At 68.3% G+C, this 21,954-nt stretch carries 20 protein-coding genes; 10 read left to right on the top strand and 10 right to left on the bottom strand.

Annotation, left to right across the window (positions count from 1 at the left end):
• Positions 1–1,260, bottom strand: coding sequence for a cell division protein PerM (locus ACQPYM_RS06790; protein ID WP_433016498.1), 1,260 nt, complete (start codon positions 1,258–1,260; stop codon positions 1–3).
• A 143-nt stretch (positions 1,261–1,403) separates the two neighbouring features.
• Here ACQPYM_RS06790 and ACQPYM_RS06785 point away from each other — a divergent pair, with 143 nt between their 5' ends.
• A complete protein-coding gene (locus ACQPYM_RS06785) occupies positions 1,404–2,741 on the top strand; it encodes a hypothetical protein (protein ID WP_433016495.1) in 1,338 nt (445 codons plus the stop codon).
• A 52-nt stretch (positions 2,742–2,793) separates the two neighbouring features.
• Here the strand turns inward: ACQPYM_RS06785 and sucD are convergent, their stop codons facing one another.
• Positions 2,794–3,684 carry a succinate--CoA ligase subunit alpha gene (sucD, locus tag ACQPYM_RS06780; RefSeq protein WP_433016492.1) on the bottom strand — a complete coding sequence of 297 codons (891 nt, stop codon included), beginning with the start codon at positions 3,682–3,684 and terminating at the stop codon, positions 2,794–2,796.
• A 12-nt stretch (positions 3,685–3,696) separates the two neighbouring features.
• Complete coding sequence (gene sucC / locus ACQPYM_RS06775; RefSeq protein WP_433016489.1) at positions 3,697–4,869, bottom strand: ADP-forming succinate--CoA ligase subunit beta; 1,173 nt, start codon at positions 4,867–4,869, stop codon at positions 3,697–3,699.
• Between the two features lie 182 nt (positions 4,870–5,051).
• Between sucC and ACQPYM_RS06770 the strand changes: the two genes are divergently transcribed.
• The gene (locus tag ACQPYM_RS06770) at positions 5,052–6,692 is read left to right on the top strand and encodes a glycoside hydrolase family 13 protein (protein WP_433016486.1); all 1,641 of its coding nucleotides are present in this window, start codon (positions 5,052–5,054) and stop codon (positions 6,690–6,692) included.
• 3 nt (positions 6,693–6,695) lie between these two features.
• Here ACQPYM_RS06770 and ACQPYM_RS06765 read toward each other — a convergent pair whose 3' ends face one another.
• Complete coding sequence (locus tag ACQPYM_RS06765) at positions 6,696–7,952, bottom strand: cytochrome P450 (protein ID WP_433016483.1); 1,257 nt, start codon at positions 7,950–7,952, stop codon at positions 6,696–6,698.
• Between the two features lie 55 nt (positions 7,953–8,007).
• Between ACQPYM_RS06765 and ACQPYM_RS06760 the strand changes: the two genes are divergently transcribed.
• Entirely contained in the window at positions 8,008–8,607 is a 600-nt protein-coding gene (locus ACQPYM_RS06760) for a TetR family transcriptional regulator (protein WP_433016480.1), read from the top strand.
• A 253-nt stretch (positions 8,608–8,860) separates the two neighbouring features.
• Here ACQPYM_RS06760 and ACQPYM_RS06755 read toward each other — a convergent pair whose 3' ends face one another.
• The 4 genes from ACQPYM_RS06755 to ACQPYM_RS06740 all read right to left on the bottom strand — a co-directional run bounded on the left by ACQPYM_RS06755 (position 8,861) and on the right by ACQPYM_RS06740 (position 12,914).
• Entirely contained in the window at positions 8,861–9,727 is an 867-nt protein-coding gene (locus ACQPYM_RS06755; RefSeq protein ID WP_433016477.1) for a carbohydrate ABC transporter permease, read from the bottom strand.
• Positions 9,727–10,794: a carbohydrate ABC transporter permease gene (locus ACQPYM_RS06750; protein ID WP_433016474.1), complete on the bottom strand. Its 1,068-nt coding sequence runs from the start codon at positions 10,792–10,794 to the stop codon at positions 9,727–9,729. The genes ACQPYM_RS06755 and ACQPYM_RS06750 overlap by 1 nt, the downstream gene beginning before the upstream one ends.
• A 94-nt stretch (positions 10,795–10,888) precedes the next feature.
• Positions 10,889–12,205 (bottom strand): ABC transporter substrate-binding protein, encoded by a 1,317-nt coding sequence (locus ACQPYM_RS06745; protein ID WP_433016471.1) that lies wholly within the window; start codon positions 12,203–12,205, stop codon positions 10,889–10,891.
• A 292-nt stretch (positions 12,206–12,497) separates the two neighbouring features.
• On the bottom strand, positions 12,498–12,914 hold the full coding sequence (locus ACQPYM_RS06740; RefSeq protein WP_433016468.1) for a cobalamin B12-binding domain-containing protein: 417 nt from the start codon (positions 12,912–12,914) through the stop codon (positions 12,498–12,500).
• Between the two features lie 130 nt (positions 12,915–13,044).
• Here ACQPYM_RS06740 and ACQPYM_RS06735 point away from each other — a divergent pair, with 130 nt between their 5' ends.
• From ACQPYM_RS06735 to ACQPYM_RS06725, 3 genes are all read left to right on the top strand, one after another.
• Entirely contained in the window at positions 13,045–13,890 is an 846-nt protein-coding gene (locus tag ACQPYM_RS06735) for an esterase/lipase family protein (RefSeq protein ID WP_433016465.1), read from the top strand.
• 375 nt (positions 13,891–14,265) lie between these two features.
• Positions 14,266–15,024, top strand: a complete 759-nt coding sequence (locus ACQPYM_RS06730) for a M23 family metallopeptidase (protein WP_433016462.1) — start codon at positions 14,266–14,268, stop codon at positions 15,022–15,024.
• A 54-nt stretch (positions 15,025–15,078) separates the two neighbouring features.
• The gene (locus ACQPYM_RS06725; RefSeq protein ID WP_433016459.1) at positions 15,079–15,600 is read left to right on the top strand and encodes a DUF6886 family protein; all 522 of its coding nucleotides are present in this window, start codon (positions 15,079–15,081) and stop codon (positions 15,598–15,600) included.
• 64 nt (positions 15,601–15,664) lie between these two features.
• Here the strand turns inward: ACQPYM_RS06725 and ACQPYM_RS06720 are convergent, their stop codons facing one another.
• On the bottom strand, positions 15,665–16,228 hold the full coding sequence (locus ACQPYM_RS06720; RefSeq protein WP_433016456.1) for a hypothetical protein: 564 nt from the start codon (positions 16,226–16,228) through the stop codon (positions 15,665–15,667).
• Between the two features lie 75 nt (positions 16,229–16,303).
• Positions 16,304–18,631, bottom strand: coding sequence for a DNA helicase PcrA (gene pcrA, locus ACQPYM_RS06715; RefSeq protein WP_433016453.1), 2,328 nt, complete (start codon positions 18,629–18,631; stop codon positions 16,304–16,306).
• A 303-nt stretch (positions 18,632–18,934) separates the two neighbouring features.
• Between pcrA and ACQPYM_RS06710 the strand changes: the two genes are divergently transcribed.
• The 4 genes from ACQPYM_RS06710 (at position 18,935) to ACQPYM_RS06695 (ending at position 21,909) form a co-directional block, all read left to right on the top strand.
• The gene (locus tag ACQPYM_RS06710; RefSeq protein WP_433016450.1) at positions 18,935–19,543 is read left to right on the top strand and encodes a ClpP family protease; all 609 of its coding nucleotides are present in this window, start codon (positions 18,935–18,937) and stop codon (positions 19,541–19,543) included.
• Complete coding sequence (locus tag ACQPYM_RS06705) at positions 19,540–20,169, top strand: ClpP family protease (RefSeq protein WP_433016447.1); 630 nt, start codon at positions 19,540–19,542, stop codon at positions 20,167–20,169. The genes ACQPYM_RS06710 and ACQPYM_RS06705 overlap by 4 nt, the downstream gene beginning before the upstream one ends.
• Before the next feature lie 58 nt (positions 20,170–20,227).
• Positions 20,228–20,959 (top strand): PIG-L deacetylase family protein, encoded by a 732-nt coding sequence (locus tag ACQPYM_RS06700; RefSeq protein ID WP_433016444.1) that lies wholly within the window; start codon positions 20,228–20,230, stop codon positions 20,957–20,959.
• 203 nt (positions 20,960–21,162) lie between these two features.
• The gene (locus tag ACQPYM_RS06695) at positions 21,163–21,909 is read left to right on the top strand and encodes an alpha/beta fold hydrolase (protein WP_433016441.1); all 747 of its coding nucleotides are present in this window, start codon (positions 21,163–21,165) and stop codon (positions 21,907–21,909) included.
• Positions 21,910–21,954 lie beyond the last annotated feature (45 nt).

The raw sequence follows: 21,954 nt of genomic DNA, 5'->3' as shown, positions 1-21,954 counted from the left end.
CTATCGCTCGGGGTCGGTCCCGCTCTCAGCCGGTCGCCGTGCGGCGATGACGGCCGCGGTGATCGAGGCCCCGATCGCCATCGCGGCAACGAGCACTCCGGCTGCCGGCACCGCGCCCGGTACGCCGACCGCAGCCATCCGCCCCGGCCCGGCAGCGCCGCCCGAGAGCACCATCAGCACCATCAGGACGATCCCGGCCAACAGAGCCGCGATACCGCCACGGAGAGCGAAGGCATCCCAACCGAGCGCATCCGAGTCCTCAGCCCCGAGCCCACGCCGAGCAACCACGAAGCCGGCCAGCACCCCGGCCCCCAGCGGCACCAGAGCCGTCAGCACGAGCAGGTACGTCGGTGTCGCGCCGTCAGCCGGTACTGCGGCCAGCAGCGGCAGTGCAGGCAGGTTGCCGACGTCCACCCCGGTCGGGGCGATCGTCGTACCGACTCCCAGCTGGAAACCCGGGCCGGCGATGAACGCCACGGCGTACAGGATCATGTTGGGTAGCAGCATCAGACAGATCGCGAACAGCACCACCGAGCCGACTGCACCGGCGTCCAGCAGCTCCAGCATCGAGGTGACGCGGGAGAAGTGCACTGCCAGCAGTACGGCGTACAGGATGCTTGCGACGGCGACGATCGACAGCACTGCGGCGGCAGCGGCAGGGACGACGTCTCGCAGGCCCGGTGGAGTCGCATCAGCAATGTCCGCAGCAGCTCCGGACTCGACCAGTACTCCGGCAGTGCCCGCGATGGCCGCGAGGATGGCCGCTCCGAAGAACGCTCCCACCGGCGAGACCTTCACCGCGCCGTCGGAGGTCAGGAGCGCGATGACCAGCGCACCGAGCCCGTAGGCGATGGCCAGTACTCCGGAGGCCGTGGCGAGGTCTTTGGTCGCGTCTGCCCCGCTGACGCGCGCAGTGAACCGGCCACCGCGGTACAGGCACCAGGCGAGGAACAGCGTCAGCCCCAGCGGTGCAAGGGAGATCTTGGCGTCACCGACGGTGGCACCGGCCTTGTGAGCGACCAGCCACACAGCGGCACCGGCCCGGACCGCACCGGACGCGCCACCGAAGGATGCGGCCAGCCAGCCGATCACGGCAACGGCAGCACAGGCCAGCAGTCCGGTGAGCAGACAGGCACCTGCTCCTATCACCGCCGAGACGATCACTGGCTTGGTCGGTGCGATGGCGTCGGGCTGGGCGGGCCCGGGCGCCTGGTGAGATCCGCCGTCACGGGCGCCCGGACGGCTCAGCATGTCGGTCATCTCCGTCCATCGTCACTCGCTGCCGGGGGACTGCTCGTTCTGACACGCCGGATATGGAAGACTTCGGCCCTGCTTGGTCTTGGTGTGGAAGGTGACGGGCACCAGGTACCGTCGGGTGGAATCAGTCTGGAGGTCAAGAACTAGTGACCGGTTCCCACCGCGCCTCACGAGGCGGCGGCCGCGCCGCTGCCCGGGAGGCTCGCCGTCAGCAAGTCCGCCGACGGAACCAGCTCATCGGTGCGGGAGCGGCCGTCGTACTGCTCGTCGGTGGCGGTGGCTTCGTGGCCCTGAACGCGTTCGGCGGCGACGACTCCCCCAGCAACGCCAAGTCCGGCAACCCGGACGACAAGCCCAGCGGCAGCGACTCGGGCCTGCTGAGCGACGCCAAGGTGCTGCTCGACGGTACTGCGGCCAAGCAGCTCGCCCCCGCGGCGGGAGCCTGGGCCGTCGCGAGTACCGACAATGGCAGCAACGCCCCGGACCGGTCCTTCGTCTGCCAGGCGCAGCGGTTCGCCGACCCGGCCGGGATGCGGACCTGGATCCGCACCTTTCGCAACCCATCGAACAAGGACGCGGCGGTCCAGTACGTCGAGGTCTCCAACGACGAGGCAGCCGCCGGCAAGGCGTACGCGACGATCACCGGCTGGCTCAGCACTTGCAACACCCCGCAGGTCCGGCTGATCTCCAGCTACCGGACCGACGGTCTCGGCAGCAAGGGCGTGGTCGCCGTCTTCTCCCAGCCGGGCGCCAAGACCAACAAGTACCGCACGATCAGCGTGAGCACCGCCGGCCAGACCACGATGGTGGTGGAGCACGACACGGTCGGCAAGGTGGCGCCCAAACCGGACGCCCTGGTCGCCACGGCCGGCACCGGACTGAAGCGGCTCTGCGCCGAAGCCAAGTGCACGACCGGGACGCCGACGGTCAAGCCGGCCCTGCTGCCGACCACCGAGCCGGCCGGTTTCATGGCGCCGATCGACCTGCCGGTCCTGCCGAGCATCGACAAGCCGTGGGTCAGCACGTCGAGCACCACCCCGAAGGGCACCGGCTGCGAGGGCAAGATGGACCTCAAGAAGGCCAAGTCCACCTCGAACAAGGCGCAGACGTACGTCGTACCGGAGGCGAAGGTGCCGGCCGAGTTCGGGCTGGACACGATGGTGGCCGCGTTCCCCACCCCGGCGGCGGCCGCCAGCTGGGTGAGCCAGGTCCGCAAGAACGTCGACGGCTGCAAGAAGGCGATCTCCAACGCGACCGTGAAGTCGACCGGCGAGGTGGAGTACGGCAGCATCCGGGGTGAGAGCTGGGAGGCGTCGTACGACACCGGTAAGGACAACAAGTTCACCTACCGGATCGGGGTCGCGGTGAGCGGCTCACGCGCGGTGTACGCGCTCTATCCGGTGCTGGAGGATCTCGACATCTCCAACGCGGCCTTCAACGAAGTACTGATCCGCGCAGCTGAGCGGGCCGCGGCGTACAAGTAACCAACAGGAACGGCCCCCAGGATCACCTGGGGGCCGTCTCTGATGCTGGGTGTTACTTGGTCAGGCCCTGCATGATCTCGCGCATCAGGTTGGCGGTCTCGGTCGGCGTCTTGCCGACCTTCACGCCGACGGCCTCGAGGGCCTCCTGCTTGGCGGCCGCGGTCCCGGAGGAGCCGGAGACGATGGCGCCGGCGTGGCCCATCGTCTTGCCCTCGGGTGCGGTGAAGCCGGCCACGTAGCCGACGACCGGCTTGGTGACGTTGTCCTTGATGAACGCCGCCGCCCGCTCCTCGGCGTCGCCGCCGATCTCGCCGATCATCACGATCGCGTCGGTGTCCGGGTCGTCCTGGAACGCCCGCAGCGCGTCGATGTGGGTGGTGCCGACGATCGGGTCGCCACCGATGCCGATCGCGGTGGAGAAGCCGAAGTCGCTCAGCTCGTACATCATCTGGTAGGTCAGCGTGCCCGACTTCGACACCAGGCCGATCCGGCCGGCACCGGCGATGTTCGCCGGGATGATGCCGGCGTTGGACTCACCCGGGGTGATGATGCCCGGGCAGTTCGGCCCGATGATCCGGGTGGTGCCGGAGGCCTGCGCGGCGGCGTGGAACGCGGCGGTGTCGTGCACCGGCACGCCCTCGGTGATCACCACGACCAGCGGCATGCCGGCCTCGATCGCCTCGAGCACCGCGTCCTTGGTGAACTTCGGCGGCACGAAGATGACCGAGACGTCGGCCCCGGTCTCCTTGATCGCGTCCGCGACGGTACCGAAGACCGCGACGGCCTTGCCGTCGAAGTCGACCGACTGGCCGGCCTTGCGCGGGTTCACGCCGCCGACGATGTTGGTGCCGGAGGCAAGCATCCGGGTGGTGTGCTTGGTGCCTTCCGAGCCGGTCATGCCCTGGACGACGACCTTGCTGTCCTTGGTCAGGAAGATAGACATTTCAGCGATCCCTTACTTCGCAGCCAGCTCGGCGGCCCGCTTGGCGGCGCCGTCCATCGTGTCGACCCGCTCGAGTCCGGGCAGGTTCGCCTGGTCGAGGATCCGGCGACCCTCCTCGGCGTTGTTGCCGTCCAGCCGGACGACCAGCGGCTTGTCGACGTGCTCGTTCCGGCTCGCCAGCAGCTCGAACGCCTGCACGATGCCGTTCGCGACCGCGTCACAGGCGGTGATGCCGCCGAACACGTTCACGAACACGCTCTCCACCTGCGCGTCGGAGATGATGATCTCCAGCCCGTTGGCCATCACCTCGGCCGAGGCGCCACCACCGATGTCGAGGAAGTTCGCGGGCTTGACCCCACCGAACTCCTCACCGGCGTACGCAACGACGTCCAGCGTGGACATGACCAGGCCGGCGCCGTTGCCGATGATGCCGACGGAGCCGTCGAGCTTCACGTAGTTCAGGCCCTTGGCCTTGGCCGCGGCCTCCAGCGGGTCCTCGGCCGACGCGTCGGCGAACGCCGCGTGGTCCGGGTGCCGGAAGTCGGCGTTCTCGTCCAGGCTGACCTTGCCGTCCAGCGCCTCGACGTTGCCGTCCTTGAGCTTGACCAGCGGGTTCACCTCGACCAGGGTCGCGTCCTCGGACAGGAAGACCTGGTAGAGCTTGACGATCTCCGGTGCGACGGCGTCCAGGATGTCGGCCGGGTAGCCGGCCTGGGTCGCGATCTCGCGCGCCTTGGCCTCGTCCACCCCGGTGGCCGGGTCGATCGAGATCTTGGCGACCGCGTCCGGGTTCGTGTGCGCGACCTCCTCGATCTCCATCCCGCCGGCGGCGGAGGCGATGCAGAGGTAGTTGCGGTTGGCCCGGTCGATCAGGAAGGAGAAGTAGTACTCCTCCGCGATCGCCGCGGCCGGGACGATGTTGAGGGTCTTGACGATGTGGCCCTTGATGTCCAGGCCCAGGATCTCGCGAGCCCGTTCCTCGGCCTCGTCGGGCGTGGTGGCCAGCTTGACGCCGCCCGCCTTGCCACGACCGCCGGTCAGCACCTGGGCCTTGACGACCACGGTGCCACCGATCTTCTCGGCGGCCGCGCGAGCTTCCTCGGGCGTGTGGACGACTTCACCCACCGTCGTCCGTACACCGTGCTTGGCGAAGACAGTCTTCGCCTGGTACTCCATCAGATCCACGACTGTGGTCCCTCTCTCGCCTGTTCGAGTTAGGCCGCGGCAGGCTGCGGTGCGGAGAGGCACGGTCGCCGGCGCGTTCCGTCGGGCTGAGACTAGCCACCTCGGTACCACCCGCGACAGTCGGGGTACGCGCTGAGACGACCGTCACAGGATCTTTGCTTCCCCGTGAAAGGCTGGAACGCATGACTGAAGGATCAACCAGACCAGCTGACGAGTGGTGGCGTAGCGCCGTCGTGTACCAGGTCTATCCGCGGTCGTTCGCGGACGCGGACGGTGACGGTACCGGCGACGTGAACGGTATCCGGGCCCGGCTGCCCTACCTGGCCGAGCTCGGCATCGACGCCCTCTGGATCAGCCCGTGGTACCCCTCACCGCTGCTCGACGGCGGGTACGACGTGTCCGACTATCGCGACATCAACCCGGACTTCGGCACCCTGGCCGACGCCGACGCGCTGATCACCGAGGCGCACGCGCTCGGGCTGCGGATCCTGATCGACCTGGTGCCGAACCACTGCTCCTGGGAGCACCCGTGGTTCAAGGCGGCACTCGAGGCCGGCAAGGGCTCCCCCGAGCGGGACCTGTTCTGGTTCCGCGACGGCAAGGACGGTGGGCTGCCGCCGACGAACTGGCCGGCCGCGTTCGGTGGGGGCGCCTGGCAGCAGATCGAGGACGGCCAGTGGTACCTGCACATGTTCGACATCTCCCAGCCCGACTGGAACTGGGACAACCCGAAGGTGATCGAGGAGTTCGACGCGATCCTGCGGTTCTGGTTCGACCGCGGCATCGACGGCTTCCGGATCGACGTCGCCGACTCGATGGCCAAGGACGCGTCGCTGCCCGACGTCCCGCTGCACGAGGGTGAGCCGATCAGGGACAAGTACGTCGGCAACCCGTTCTACGACCAGCCCGGTGTGCACGACATCCACCAGCGCTGGCGCACGATCGCCGACGAGTACGCCGATAGTCCGCAGGGCCCACGAGTCTTCGTGGCCGAGGCCTGGCTCTCCCCGGCCGAGCGGCTGGCGCAGTACGTCCGGCCGAACGAGCTGCACTCCGCGTTCAACTTCGACGTCCTGCGGGCGCCGTGGAGCGCGAAGGAGTTGCGGCAGGTCATCGACTACACCACCGAGAGCCTGTGGGCCGTCGGTGCGCCCGCGACCTGGGTGCTGAGCAACCACGACACCATCAGGCACCGCACTCGGTACGGCCGGGATCAGCGGGACGCGCTACAGGGTGCGGGCGTAGTACCGGTTGATCTGGCGCTGGGGCTTCGCCGGGCCAGGGCCGCTGCGCTGCTGGAGTTGGCGTTGCCTGGTGGCGCGTACATCTACCAGGGTGACGAGCTGGGGCTGCCGGAGGTCGAGGACCTGCCGGACGAGGTCCTGGACGACCCGACGTGGGAGCGGTCGGGCCACACGGTGCGCGGGCGCGACGGTTGCCGGGTGCCGATTCCGTGGAGTGGCAGCGAGCCGCCGTACGGGTTCAACAGCGGCAACAGCCAGCCGTGGTTGCCGCAGCCGGCCGACTGGGCGCCACTGACGGCAGAGGCGCAGGCCACCGAACCCAAGAGCCACTTGGCGCTCTACAAGGCAGCACTGCGCATCCGCCGCGAGCATGAGGCCCTCGGCGAAGGCCGCCTCGTCTGGGACCAGGATGCTCCGGAGGGAGTCCTCTCCTTCAGCCGGGACCCGGGCTTCCGCTGTGTGGTCAACCTGGGCGACGACCCGATCGACCTGCCGGAGTACACCGCGGTACTGCTCTCCAGCGAGCCGCTCCCCGACCACAAGCTCCCAGTGGACGCCACCGTCTGGCTGCAGGTCTGAGAGTCAGGCAGCGACCGGCAGAGCGCTGACACCCCGCACCAAGCTGGACATTCGCCACTCCTCCGGCCCTGTACGCCGTAGCGACGGCAGGCGGGTGGCGAGCGTCCGGAAGGCGATCTCGCCCTCGAGCCGCGCGAGCGGAGCGCCCAGACAGTAGTGCGCTCCGTTCGCGAAGGCGAGGTGCTCCCGATCGGTCGCCCGCCAGATGGTGAAGCTGTCCGGCTGCTCGAACGCCTCCGGGTCCCGATTGGCCAGGCCGAACAGGATCAGCACCTCCACGTCGGCCGGCAGCTTCATGATGCCCTGGCCGGTGTCGACCTCGATCGGCTCGTGGGTGAAGCGGGCGCCGTACTGGAAGGGCGTTTCGAAGCGCAGCACCTCCTCCACGACCTGCGGCGCCAAGCTGGGGTCGGCGCAGAGTGCGCGCCACTGCTCGGGGTGGTCCAGCAGCAACCGGACCCCGTTGCCCAGCAGGTTCACCGTCGTCTCGAAGCCGGCCAGCAACAGCAGGCCCGCGGTCGTCATCAGCTCAGCGGGAGTGAGCTTGTCCTCCCGCAGAGCGTCGACGAGCGTGCTGATCACATCGTCACCGGGGTTCACCGAGCGCTGCTCGATCAGGTCGGCGAACAGCTTCCGCAGCGCGATGCTGACCTCCCGCACCTCTTCGACCCGGCCCATGGCTTCCATGTCGAGCGATGCGCCGACGATCCGCCCGTACCGTGCAAACGTCTCGTGATCGCTGTCCGGAATGCCGAGCAGGTCGCTGATCACCGTGATCGGCAGCGGGCCGGCGAACTCGCGGACCAGGTCGAACTGGCCAAGCGCTCGCATCCGGTCGACCAGCCCGTCGGTGAGCGCCTCGATCCGGCTCCGGTAGGCCGGCATCTTGCTGCGTGAGAACGCGGGCGTCGCGAGCCGCCGCAACCGCGTGTGGTCCGGCGCGTCCATTTCCAGGAACGTGTGCATCCATGGCGGCGGCACTTTGTGCATGCTGATCGAGTACGGCGGCCGCCCGTCGGCATGCCGTACGCCGATCCGCCGGTCCCGCAGCAACGCGGAGCAGACGTCGTACGAGGTGGCGACCCAGACGCCGGACAGGGCCTTCCACAACGGGCCGCGTTGGCGGATCCGCTCGAGTTGCGGGTACGGATCGGCCCGCCAGCGCGCGGCGGTGTACTCGCTGATCGGGTCGCCGAGCAGCCGCAGTACCTGCAGGGCCATGCGCTGGCCGGCGAGCTGCGACCTGAGTTTGAAGTCCATGATGTTCCCCCAGACAATTGGCATCACTTCTGAACTTCACGGTATATTTCTGAACATGAGTGTTCAACCCCGAGCACGAAGAGTCCGTTCCAGCGATCCGCGGGTGATCCTGGAGATCGCCGCCGAGGTGTTCAGCGCGAACGCCGCCGCCTCGCTGGCCGATGTCGCCGCGGCCGCGGGGGTCGGCCGAACCACGCTGCACAATCGGTTCCCCACTCGCGAGGCGCTTCTGCTCGCAGTGGCCCACGACGCCCTGGACAGGTGCGCCGCAGTGATCGAGGACGCCCGGCTGACCGAGGTCGCGGCCACTCCCGACGACGTGCGAGCGGCGCTGAGCCGGTTCATCGAGGCGATGATCCCGCTCGGACCACGCATCGAGTTCCTGCTCCGTCAGCCGGAGCTCGACCTGGACAAGGAGCTGGCAGCCCGGACCGACCAGCTGGACAAGCCCATGGAGGAATTCGTCCACCGCGCCCAGCACACCGGCGCCCTCCGGCCCGGCGTACCGGCGTGGTGGGCGGTCTCAACCCTCTACGCCCTCATCTACGCAGCCTGGGAAGCCATCACCGCCGGCCGACTGGCCCCCCGCGACGCGGCACCCCTGGTACTCGACACGACCCTCGGCGGCATCGGTCCACTCGAAAGCTGCCAATAAGGTTGCTGAGGGCAACCAAATGGGCCGGACCCTTGCTCGGGTCCGGCCCACCGGTCTCTGTCACCGTCAGCGCTTGTCGCGATCCCGCCGGTCCTGCTCCTCACGATCTCGACGATCCTGCTCCTCACGGATCCGTCGGTCCTGCTCCTCGCGGCGGTCGCGGTCTTCTTGGTCGCGCCTGTTCCTGTTATCTCCGTAGCTCACTTCACACCTCCAGCGGCTAGGTCTTCGACCATACGCCGGTTTCGGGCCCTTACTTCACGCCGCCCGCGGTCAGACCGGCGACGATACGGCGCTGGAACAGCAGGACGGCGATCACCAACGGGATGGTGACGACGACGCCGGCCGCCATCTGGGTGCCGAACGGCTGGTCGAAACCCGAGATGCCGGTGAACTTGGAGATCGCCACGTTCGCCGTCTGGATCTCCGCCTTGTTCACCATGCTCAGTGCGATCAGGAACTCGTTCCAGGCCGCGATGAAGGTGATGATCGCGGTGGTGAAGACACCGGGTGCGGCCAGCGGCAGGATGATCTTGCGGAACGCCTGCGCCGGAGTACACCCGTCCACCATCGCCGCCTGCTCCAGTTCCCGCGGCATCTGCCGGAAGAACGTGGTCAGCGTCCACACCGCCAGTGGCAGCGCGAACGACAGGCTGGGCACGATCATCGCCTGGTAGGTGTTGATCCAGTTGATGTCGATGAACAGCTTGAGCAGCGGGACCACCAGCGAGATGCCCGGGAACATCGACGTGGTGATGATGATCGCCAGCACCAGGTTCTTGAACCGGAACTCCAGCCGGGCCAGTGTGTAGGCGGCGATCAGCCCCACGATCAGGGTCAGGATCGTCGTCACGCCGGCCACGATCAGGCTGTTCAGCAAGGCCCGGCCGAAACCGACGCCCTCGCCGAAGACCGCTCGCAGGTTGTCGAGCGAGAACGGCGCCGGGATCAGCGAGTTGTCGAACTGGTCGAGCGGGCGCCGGAACGCCGACACGACCATCCAGTAGAACGGCGCCAAGCAGTACAGCACGATGACGATGACGCCCAGCAGTGGCGCGTACTTGCGCCACGGGCTCGCCTCGGCAGCCTTGAGGTCAACAGCTTTGGTGTCGGTCGCCATCAGACTCCACTCCCCGTCCCGCTCATGCCCGCGGCGGATCCCATCGCGACACCCGGGGGCGCCGCGTCGATCTCCCGCTTCTTGCCGTTGCGCTTACCGTTCTTCTTCTTCGGCGCGGCGTCACCGAGGACGTCGGCGCCGAGCAGTTTGACGAACGCGTAGGCCACCACAGCGACGTACAGGAACAAGATCGTCGCGTACGCCGCGGCTGGACCGAACCTGGTGTTCGACGCCTCGTCGTAGGCGAGCATCGACAGTGTCTCGACCGACTCCTTGTTCGCGCCGACCAAGACATACGGCAGGTCGAAGATCCGCAGCGTGTCGAGGATGCGGAACAGTACTGCGACCAGCAGGGCCGGCTTCACCAGCGGCAGGGTGATCCGGACGAACGTCTGCCATGGACCCGCGCCGTCGACCTTCGCGGCTTCGTAGACATCACCTGGAATCGTCTGCAGGCCCGCCAGTACCAGCAGACCGATGAACGGTGCTGTCTTCCAGGTGTCGGCGACAATGACCGACAGCACCGACTGCCAGCCTTCGGTGGACCACAGGATCTGCTGCCCAATCAGCGCGTTGGCCGCGCCGTCGGCCTGGAAGATCCACTTCCACAGCAACGCCGAGATCACCGTGGGAATGGCCCACGGCACCAGGATGCTGGCCCGGACGATGCCGCGGCCCTTGAACGCCTTGTGCATCACCAGGGCCATCGCCACGCCGAGCACCGTTTCCAGCAGCACACAGGTGATGGTGAAGAACGTGGTGTTGTAGAAGGCGTTCCAGAAGCGGTCCCCGGTCTCGCCGGAGAAGATGGCGGTGTAGTTGTCCAGCCCGACGAAGGTGTCACCCTCGACGACGAAACCGGACTCGTCGATCTCCTGGCCACTGCTGTAGAGCGATTCGCGAAGCGCCGAAATGATCGGGTACACCACGACCAGCGCGAGCACCAGCAAGGTCGGCGACAACAGGATCGCGGCCAGTTTGCCGGTGCCCTCGTTGAACGACGTCGTGCGCTTCGGCTTGGGGACTTTCCCGGATGGTCGCTCCGCGACCTGGGCGGAAGCACTCATCTCTGTCTCCTTCTCTCTGCCCGGCTGCGCAGGCAGGAACAGGCCGGGGCCGGTGCGCGGCCAACTCCACCACGCACCGGCCCCGCCACATCGATCACTGAGTGATGAGCGAGCTCAACTTGGTCTGCAGATCGGTGAGCGCAGCCTTGGGCTCCGCCTTCCCTGTCAGCGCGTCGTACGCCGCGGCCTGGACGGCCGTCGTGACGTCGCCGTACTTGACCACCTTCGGCCGCGACTTCGCGGACTCGATCGAGGCCTTCAGCGGGGCCAGGTAGGGGAACTGCTTGTTCAGCGCCGGGTCGTCGTAGAGCGAGGCCCAGGTCGGCGCCTGGGAGGTCTTCTCCACGTTCGCCTTCTGCCGCTCCTCGCTGGACATGAACTTGATGAAGTCCGCCGCGGTCGCCTTGTTCTTGGTGAACTCGGAGATCGCGTAGTTGTGACCACCCAGCGTCGAGACGCCCGGGCTGTCCTTGCCCGGCAGCGGCGCGACCGCGAACTTCCCGGCGATCTTGGAGGAGCCGTCGGTCTTGCCGGCCAGCGCGTACACGTACGGCCAGTTGCGGTGGAAGACCAGCTTGCCCTCCTGGAAGGCGCGGCGGCCCTCTTCTTCCTTGTAGGTGATGGCGGCGGCCGGCATCGTCTTGTTCTTGAAGCCGTCGACCAGGAACTGCAGGCCGGCCAGTGCCTCCGGGGTGTCCACGTTCGGCTTGCCGTCGTCGCCGACGACCACACCGCCCGCGGAGTTGACCGCCTCGGAGAAGTTCACGGTCAGGCCTTCGTACTTCTCGAACTGGCCCGCGTAGCAGCTGGCGCCCTTGGCCTCCGGCAGCGCGATCACCTTGGCGCAGGCGGCCTGCATCTCGGCCCACGTCTTCGGCGGCTGCACGCCGGCCTTGGTCAGCCAGTCGCTGCGGTAGTACAGCAGACCACCGTCGGACGTCACCGGTACGGCGTAGAGCTTGTCGCGGTACTTGCCCGTGTCGAGCGTCGACGGCAGCAGCTTGCCCAGGTCCGGGAACTGGTCCTCGGGCAGCTCGGTGACCCAGCGGTTGGCCGCGAACTCCGCGGTCCAGACCACGTCGAGGTTCAGCACGCTGAAGGCATCGGACTTCGCCTGCGCGTTCTGGACCATCTGCTGACGCTGCTGGTCGGCGGACTCCGGGAGCTCCTTGACCTCGACCTTCTCCTCCGGGTGCTGCGAGTTCCAGGCCGCGACCTGGTTCGTCAGGTTCCCGGAGGTGTCCTTGCCGGTGGCAAACGTGATCGGGCCACGGCCTTCGAGCTTGGCGCCGCCCCCAGTCGTGTCGCCACCGCCTCCGTCGTCACCGCCACACGCGGAGGCGAGCAGCGCCAGGCTGCCGGCCACGGCGACAACGGCCGCCTTGCGTGAGTGTGATCGTTCAAACCTCATCGTGTTACCTGCCCTCTCCCGATGCGAACTCTGGTCCTGCGCAGGCCACCCGCAGACCCCCACCTCACTGCGGGACGCCCTATCCGGACAGTAACCGAGATCGGGGCCGATGTGTCCTGAGCCACACATTGTTGGCCGATCTCAGCGTCGTGCACAGACAAACGCATGGCTGTATGCGACCGCGATTAGCCAGCGGGCACAACCAGGTGTTTCTTAACGATTCGGTATTACCGACCAGTAACCGGCAATCGGGCGGCAGTCCGGGGTTGCGGGAGGCAACAAACCGGCAGGATCAGGCCGTGGCGGAGGCGTCGCCGACGTGGCCGCGGACCCACTCGACAATCTCGGTGGTGGTCGCGCCGGGGGTGAAGATCTTGTGCACGCCGAGCTCGGCCAGCGGCTCCAGGTCGGCCTCGGGGATGATCCCGCCGCCGAACACCACGATGTCGTCGGCGTCCCGCTCGGTGAGCAGCTCGCGGACCTTCTTGAACAGCGTCATGTGCGCGCCGGACAGCACCGACAGGCCGATCGCGTCGGCATCCTCGGCGATCGCGGTCTCGACGATCTGCTCGGGAGTCTGGTGCAGACCGGTGTAGATGACCTCCATACCGGCGTCCCGCAGGGCCCGGGCGACCACCTTCGCGCCGCGGTCATGGCCGTCCAGTCCGGGCTTGGCGACTACTACTCGAAGTGGGCTCGTGGCAGGCATAAGCAGAAGCTACCTCACGGATCAGACACGGCGGTGTGTGTTCCCGGCCACGCAAAGTGGGAACCGGTTACCGTGAGAAGAGATCAGACCACTGCCCTGTGCGGTCCGATCGGGAGTGTGAGGAGACGCGATGAGCACCGACGGCATCTGGGGAGCTCTCGAAGGACTGAAGTACGGCGCCCGCTCGGCACTGTCGCCGCGCGTACTGCAGGGCGCGGCCGTCGAGCTCGGCTGGATCACCACCCACCTGGCGATGTACCCGCTCGGCCTGGTCGGCGGCTCCGCGGCCCGCGCCGAGCGCCTCAACCTGAGCGGCCTGACCCCGGCCCAGCGCAGCCTCCTGGTCGGCGACGTCCAGGCCGCCGGTACGCCGATCCTGCTCGCGCACGGGATCATCGACAACCACACGATCTTCGCCCTGATGCGCCGCCAGCTGCTCCGCCGCGGCTTCACCCGGATCGAGACCTTCTCGTACTCACCGCTGACCCTCGACGTCCGGAGCACGGCCGAGCGGATGGCCGACGAGGTCGAGCGGCTCTGCGAGGAGTCGGGCTCGGAGCAGATCCACATCGTCGGCCACAGCCTGGGCGGCCTGATCGCCCGGTACTACGTCCAGCGGCTCGGCGGAGCCGAACGCGTGCACACCTGCGTGACGCTCGGGACCCCGCACCAGGGCACGGTCGCCGCGCGGCTCCTGCCGTGGCCGCTGGTGAAGCAGCTCCGGCCGGACAGCGACCTGATGGAGGAGCTGGCCGAGCCGGCCCCGGACTGCCCGACCCGGTTCGTCGCTTTCTACAGCGACGTCGACCAGCTGATCGTGCCGCAGCGCCGGGCCCGGATCCGGCACGCCGACCTGATCGCCCACAACATCCGGATCGACGGGGTGGGACACCTGTCCCTGCCGTTCCACGGCGACGTCGTGCACCAGATCACCGGGATGCTCTCGCACCTCGATCAGCAGGACACAGTTGCATGAAAGTTCTTCCTGACATGACAGTTTCTTCCTGACGCGGCAGCCATCTGAGCGCTCGGGCCGATGCACGTGCAGCCGCGCATGCAAAGGTTTCGTGAAGCCGGTGCCAAAAAAGGGGTGGCGGGGTTTGTGGGCTCGTTGCGGTTCCGTTATGGTGCATGAGCCCGCCGGGGGAATAAACCCCCACTGGGTGCAGTACTAGGAGTTCCACCCCTAGCCCCTCCCCTGTGACCGAAAGGCCACGTTGTGTCCCAGCACCGTGCCGCGGCCAGCCGCGTCACGCCAGGCAACGCTGCGCGCAAGACCGGCGCAGGACGTCACAGTGCCAAGCATCGTGTTGCCAGGCGTAACACCCCCAGCAGTACCCAGGTAGTCGGATTGACCGCAGCCCTCGCGGCAGCGGCGGGAGCAGTCGGCTTCAGCCACAGCTCTCTGGCCACTCCGACCCAGGCGAACTCCGCGGTCAACCTCGCTGCCCTCAGCATGGGCGACGGGCAGCTGTCCGAACTGACCACGCTGCGGATCGAGCGCCGCAACCTGGCCACCCGGGACTCCTCCCGGGTCGCGCTCACCAGCGTCGAGAAGACCAAGAAGCAGGCCTCGGCCGACCGGACCGGCAAGGCCCGGGCCGCCAAGCTCGAGGCCACCCGCGCACTGACCAACAAGCGGGCCATCGCGCTGGCCAAGGCCAAGGCCCAGATCGACCAGGCCCAGAAGAACGTCCGCGAGTCGGCCACCCGCTGCGAGATGATGCTCTCGAACTACCGCATCACCGCCACCTACGGCATGGGCGGCACCCGCTGGGCCCGCAGCCACACCGGTACCGACTTCGCCGCCCCGATGGGCACCTCGATCCGCAGCGTGATGAAGGGCGAGGTGGTCAGCGCCGACTGGGCCGGCGCCTACGGCCGGCAGGTCCGGGTCCGCCACGAGGACGGCACCGAGACCTGGTACAACCACATGTCGCAGTTCGACGTGCGGGTCGGAGAGACCGTGTACGCCGGCGACAAGGTCGGCGAGGTCGGTTCGAGCGGCAACAGCACCGGTCCGCACCTGCACTTCGAGGTCCGCCCCGGCGGCGGCGAGCCGATCAACCCGATGCCCTGGCTCCGCAACCACTGCGGCCTCAACCCCTGAGCCCTTTCGGTAAAGGCTTGGCTCGCGGCAACACCGCAGTACTAAGGTGCGGCCATGCGTCCGGGCCCTGGTGAAGTCCTGCATTTCTCCGAAGACCCGTCGATCCGGGTCTTCCGTCCCCACATCGCTCCGACGTCGGTGAAGGCAACCCCGTACGTCTGGGCCGTCGGCCACGATCGTGCGCCTGGCTACTGGTTCCCCCGCCAATGCCCGCGAGCAATGGCCTGGTTGAGCCCCAAGACCTCCGACGAAGACCGCGCCCGCATCATCGGCGACGGCTGCGGCACCCGGGTCCACGCGATCGAGTACGGCTGGCTCGAAGCCATGCGCACAGTCGAGCTCTACGCGTACCGGCTGCCGGCCGAACCCTTCCAGCCGGCGGATGCGGCCATGGTGGCGACGACCGAAGTCACGCCGCTCGGTCCGCCTGAGCGGGTGGGCGACTTGTTCGAGCTGCACGCTGAGGCGGAGATCCAGTTGCGGGTGCTGCCCCGGCTGCACGAGTTCTGGGATGCGGTGATCGCCAGCTCGCTGGAGTTCAGTGGGATCCGGCTGCGCAACGCGGTCGCCCGGTAGTCAGCTGCATCCGGCTGCGGAAGGCGGTCGCCCGGTAGTCAGCTGCGTAGTGCCGCCGCCGTGATCAGCGGCGCCAGACCTCGGCGGTGGTGAGGAAGGCCGAGGAACCGGGGCGGTCGGCGGAGCCGTCGACCTGGACGAAGCCGGGGACGGAGGCGCCGCCGATCGAGACGGTGGCCGAGCGGACCGGGGCGATCACCAGGCTGAGGCTGTGGGTGCCCTCGGCGAGCTGGAAGTTGTCGGTGGCGAACAGCCGCCGGTCGAGTACGCCGCCCATCTCGATCTGGATGTCGGCGGCCTTGGCGCTCAGCCCGTCGGCGAGGTTCATCGAGACCTGGACCAGGTCGCGCTCGACGGCGGGCTCGTGCCAGGGCAGCCCCTGGACCTCCAGGAACGACCGGACGAAGTACCGCTCCAGCCAGGACGCGAGGTCGACGTCTTCCGAGACCACCCGGACGATCCCGTCGAACCAGAGCACGACCGCCGTCCCGGCACCGCAGATCGACCAGTCGACCATCCAGATCGAGGCGAACGCGGTGACCTTGCCGTCCTTGTCGAACAGCCGCAGCCCAGGGTTGGCTCCCGCCAGGATGATCCGGCGGTTGCTGCTGTCTGCTGGCTTGGGCATGGCGTGGACCTTCGTCCGAGGAGGGCCGAAGGTTCGATTGTGACAGCCGGACGGCCGATCGGCACGTTGGAGGAGCTAAATCTTCTCCACCGGGGCGTAGCGCAGCAGTAGGCGCTTGACGCCCTCGGAGCCGAAGTCGATGTCCGCCTGGGCCTGCTGACCCTCGCCGCGGACCACCACGACCGTGCCCATCCCGAAGCTGTCGTGCACCACCCGGTCGCCCGGGTTGAGGCTGATGACCGGCTTGTCGGACGCCGTACGCCGGGCCGGCTCCCACCGCGACTGGACTCCGCTCGCCCCACGGGACGACGTACCGGTCCCGGACCAGCGGGTGATCGCGGACTCGTCGCGGCGCCAGTCCAGCAGCTCGGCCGGGATCTCCTCGAGGAACCTCGACGGCGGGTTGTGCTGCGGTGCGCCGTACGCGCTCCGCACCGCGGCGCGCGAGATCGCCAGCCGTTGCCGGGCGCGGGTGATGCCGACGTAGGCCAGCCGGCGCTCCTCCTCCAGCTCCTTCAGGTCGGTCAGTGACCGAGAGTGCGGGAAGACGCCGTCCTCCATGCCGGTCAGGAACACCACCGGGAACTCCAGGCCCTTGGCGGTGTGCAGGGTCATCAGCGTGACCACCCCACCGTCGTCGGCGGCGTCCGGGATCTGGTCGGCGTCGGCGACCAGCGCGACCCGCTCGAGGAACGCCTGCAGGTCGGACGGCTCAGCGGCCGCGGTCCGCTCCTCGACGAACTCGCGCGCCACCGAGATGAACTCGTCCAGATTCTCCAGGCGGGTCTCGTCCTGCGGGTCGGGCGACTTCTGCAGCTCCTCGTAGTACCCGGAGCGGTGCAGGGCGACGTCGAGGATGTCGTCCGGTGGGGCACCGGAGTCGACCATCGCGGTCAGCTCGTCGAGGATGTCGACGAACCCCTGGACCGCGTTGACGCTGCGGCTGGCCATCGCCGGGGCGTCGTGAGCACGCCGGAGCGCCGCGGAGAAGGTGATCCGGTCGCGCAACGCGAGCGCCTCGATGGCTGCCTCGGCGCGCTCGCCGATCCCGCGCTTGGGCACGTTGAGGATCCGGCGCAGCGAGACGGTGTCCTCCGGATTGGTCAGCACCCGCAGGTACGCGAGCGCGTCGCGGACCTCCTTGCGCTCGTAGAACCGGACGCCGCCGACCACCTTGTACGGATGGCCGGTGCGGATGAAGACCTCCTCGAACACCCGGGACTGCGCGTTGGTCCGGTAGAACACCGCGACATCGGACGGCTTGACCCCGTCGGCATCGGTCAGCCGGTCGATCTCGTCCGCGACGAACTGCGCCTCGTCGTGCTCGTTGTCCGCGACGTAGACGGCGATCTGCTCCCCCGCGCCCTGGTCGGACCACAGGTTCTTCGCCATCCGGCCTTCGTTGCGGCTGATCACCGCGTTGGCCGCGGTCAGGATCGTCTGGGTGGAGCGGTAGTTCTGCTCCAGCAGGATCGTCTCGGCGCCGGCGAAGTCCTCCTCGAAGGCGAGGATGTTCCGGATCGTCGCGCCCCGGAATGCGTAGATCGACTGGTCGGAGTCGCCGACCACCATCAGCTCGCCGGGCGGGCTGACCGGGCCGTCGTGGGGCCCCGGCTCGATCTCGGCGCAGAGCTCACGGATCAACGTGTACTGCGCGTGGTTGGTGTCCTGGTACTCGTCGACCAGCACGTGGCGGAACCGGCGGCGGTAGTACTCGCGGACCTCGGGGAACGCCTGCAGCAGGTTGACCGTGGTCATCAGCAGGTCGTCGAAGTCCAGCGCGTTGGCCTGGGCCAGCCGCTCCTGGTAGATCCGGTAGCACTCGGCGTACGTCTCCTCCAGGTGGTTGGAGGTCTTCGACGCGGCCGTCTCGTGGTCGATCAGCTCGTTCTTCTGGGTGCTGATCCAGTTCAGCACCGCACGCGGGTTGTACCGCTTGACGTCCAGGTCGAGCTCGCGGCAGACCAGCGTCATCAGCCGGCGCGAGTCGGTGTCGTCGTAGATCGAGAACGTCGAGCTGATCCCGAACCGCTTGATGTCGCGGCGCAGGATCCGCACGCAGGAGGAGTGGAAGGTGGAGACCCACATCAGCTTCGCCCGCGGCCCGACCAGCTCGACGACCCGCTCGCGCATCTCGGCGGCCGCCTTGTTGGTGAAGGTGATCGCCAGGATCGACCCGGGATGCGCGTCCCGGGCGGCCAGCAGGTAGGCGATCCGCCGGGTCAGCACGCGGGTCTTGCCCGACCCGGCACCGGCCACCACCAGCAGCGGCTTGCCGGCGTGCACGACGGCAGCGCGCTGCTGAGGGTTGAGCCCCTCGAGCAGTGCCTCCGGGTCGGCCCGGTGCCTCTTGGGCTCCTCGAGCGGCACCGGCAGTTCGTCTGGAGAAAAGAGCGTGGTCATCGCTCACCACCTTAGACACCCCCACCGACAAACACCGTATGCGGCAACCACACCCCGATCCGCCGCCCCAGAACACCCACGTCACTTCGCCGGACCTCCAGCCACTTTGTGCACGACGTGAGCGTCCTACTCGTGAGTAGGCGCTCACCCGGTGCACAAAGTGGAGCCCAGGCCGGCCGGACCCCCGACCGCGGGCCGGTGCTGGCTCGTCGGCGGGACGCTGGCCGGCTCGTCGGCTGAGAGCAGAGCTGCTGTGGGCAGAAAAGGTGGGGTGGGCGGGGTCCGGGTGGTCATGGTGGGTTCATGGCGGACGAGATGAAACCTCCCATGTTCAACGAGCAGACCCGGCAGGCCTTGTTCCGGCAGCGGATCCTGGTGCTGGACGGGCAGCTCACCGACGACAACGGCACCTTGCTGACCACCCAGCTCCTCACCCTGGCGGCCGAGGACCCGACCACCGACATCGCGCTGTGGATCCACTCGATCGGCGGCTCGGTGCCCTCGATGCTGGCGATCCGGGACGTCATGCGGCTGGTGCCGTGTGACGTCTCGACGCTGGCCCTCGGACTGGCCTGCAGCGCCGGCCAGTTCCTGCTGTCGGCCGGTACGCCGGGCAAGCGCTTCGCGCTCCGGCACGCGCGGGTCCTGATGCACCAGGGGTCGGCCGGGATCGGCGGATCGGCGGTGGAGATCGAGATCCAGGCGAACGACCTGCGGCACATCCGGGACACCGTGCTCGGCCTGATCGCCCAGGACACCGGGCAGCCGATCGAGACGGTCTTCGACGACTCGTTGCACGACCGCTGGTACACGGCCGAGGAGGCCCGCACCTACGGCTTCGTCGACCACATCGTCGAGACCTTCGACCAGGTGATGCCCCGGCAACCCGCGCAGGCAGGAGCAGCAGGATGAACAACTACCTGATTCCCAACGTGATCAGCCCGCACCCTCGGGGCGAGCGAATCATGGACGTCTACTCCCATCTGCTGACCGAGCGCACCATCTACCTCGGGACAGCGATCGACGCGGGTGTCGCGAACGCCCTGATCGCCCAGCTGCTGCACCTGGAGGCCAGCGCGCCCGACCAGGTGATCAACCTCTACATCAACTGCGAGGGTGGCGATCCGACCGCGATGCTGGCGATCTACGACACCATGCAGTACGTCCGCTCGCCGGTCGCCACCTTCTGTGTCGGGCAGGCGATCGCGGGCGGCGCCGTCCTGCTCGCCGCCGGCGAACCGGGCATGCGGGCGGTCCTTCCGCACGCCCGCGTCATCCTCCACCAGCCCGCCGCCCGCGGTCAGGGCACCATTCCCGACCTGATCCTGCAGGCCGACGAACTGGTCCGCGTCCGCAGTCAGCAGGAGGCGATCCTGGCCGCCCACACCGGCCAGACGATCGAGCGGCTGCGCCAGGACACGGACCGCGACCACGTTCTCACCGCGGAGGAGGCGGTCGAGTACGGGGTCGCCGACGACCTGATCGGCCACCGGCCGGTGGTCACGGCGTTCCGGGAGGCACCGGCGCTGAGTGCGTGAGCCGGGCGGGAACTCCGCCGGCACTAAGGGGAACTCCGCTGGCACTAAGGTCGCCTGCGTGACCGTACCTACCGCGAATCCCCGTCCTGACAGCGAGATCGAGCACGTGCTGGCCGTCGTCGCCCACCCGGACGACATCGACTTCGGCGGCGCGGGCACGGTCGCGCTGTGGACCGGGGCGGGGATCGAGGTCAGCTACTGCATCGTGACCGACGGCCAGGCCGGCGGGTTCGAACCCGACCGCGACCGGGCCGAGATGCCCGCCGTACGCCGCGCCGAACAGACCGCGGCGGCCGCGCACGTCGGCGTACGGGACCTGCACTTTCTCGGCTACGAGGACGGGTATCTCGAGCCGTCCCGGGAGCTGATCGCCGATATCGCGCGGGTGATCCGGAAGGTGCGGCCGCAGCGGCTGGTCGGGCAGTCGCCGGAGCGCAACTGGTCGCGGCTGCGGCCGTCGCATCCGGATCACCTGGCCGCGGCCGAGGCGACGGTCCGCGCGTTCTTCCCGGCCGCCGGGAATCCGTACGCCTACCCGGAGATCGACGAGGAGGCGTGGCAGGCCGGCGAGCTGTGGATGATGGAGCACCCTGAGCTCAACCACTACGTCGACATCACCGCGACGTACGACGCCAAGATCGCGGCGGTGATGTCGCACAAGAGTCAGCATCCCGATCCCGTGGGCCTGCCGAAGCTCCTCGGCACCTGGTTCCAGCAGAACGCCACCGACGCGGGCTTCCCGGCCGGCCACTACGCCGAACCCTTCACCGTCATCCGCCTCGACGCCTGAGAAAAACTCGATTGCTCCTAGCCGTTAGGGTCCCGAGTTCGAAGTTGTTTGACAGTGGGCGGTGTCCAGGTGCGTGCATCGCAAGGCGGAGAAGCGGCCTCGATGCGGGTTTCATCGTGGCTGCTTCTCCAACGCCGCGAGGTGCGTGCCTGGGCGCCGCCCACGTCAAAGAACTTCGGACTCGGGGCACTAAGGTCCTGGGCATGACGATTTTTCATGAGGTGACCGGCGACGGGCCGGCCGTCCTTCTGGTCCACGCCGGCGTCTGCGACTCGCGGATGTGGGCGCGACAGGTCGAGGACCTGCGGACCGACCACCGGGTGATCACGGTCGACCGGCGTGGGTACGGCAAGACGCCGCTCGAGGCGGGGGCGAAGTACGCCGATGCGGCGGACCTGCTCGAGGTGCTCGACGAGCTCGGGGTGGAGACGACCGCGGTGGTCGCCGCATCGTTCGGCGCCTACGTGGCGCTGCAGGCGGCGAGCAAGCAGCCGGAGCGGTTCAGCCGCCTCGTGCTGATGTCGCCGCCGGCCGACAACGTGATGCCGACCGACGACCTGCGCGCGTTCGGCGCCGAGGAGGACCGGCTGCTGGAGGCCGGTGACGTCGACGGCGCCACCGCGCTGAACGTGCAGGCCTGGGTCGGCCCGGAGGCGGACGACGAGGCCCGCGAGCTGGTCCGGGTGATGCAGAAGCGCGCCTTCGAGGTTCAGCTGGCCGCGGGCGAGGTTGAGAACGAGGAGTGGGAGGTCGGCGGCATCACGGCGCCGATCACGCTGTTCACCGGCGCCCACGAGTTCACGTTCTTCGCCGACTGCGCGAAGTACCTGACCGAGCTCCTCCCGAACGTCACCCACACCGAACTCCCCTGGGCCGGCCACCTCCCGTCCCTCGAACGCCCGACCGAGATGACCGCCACGATCCGCGCGGCGCTGACCTCGACCGACTGAACAACACCGGCCGGCACGCCAACGGGCCCTTGAGTCGAAGCGACT

The organism is Kribbella sp. CA-294648 (genome assembly GCF_050943845.1).
Classification (GTDB): Bacteria; Actinomycetota; Actinomycetes; order Propionibacteriales; family Kribbellaceae; genus Kribbella.
This window is presented reverse-complemented; position numbering and strand designations above follow the sequence as displayed.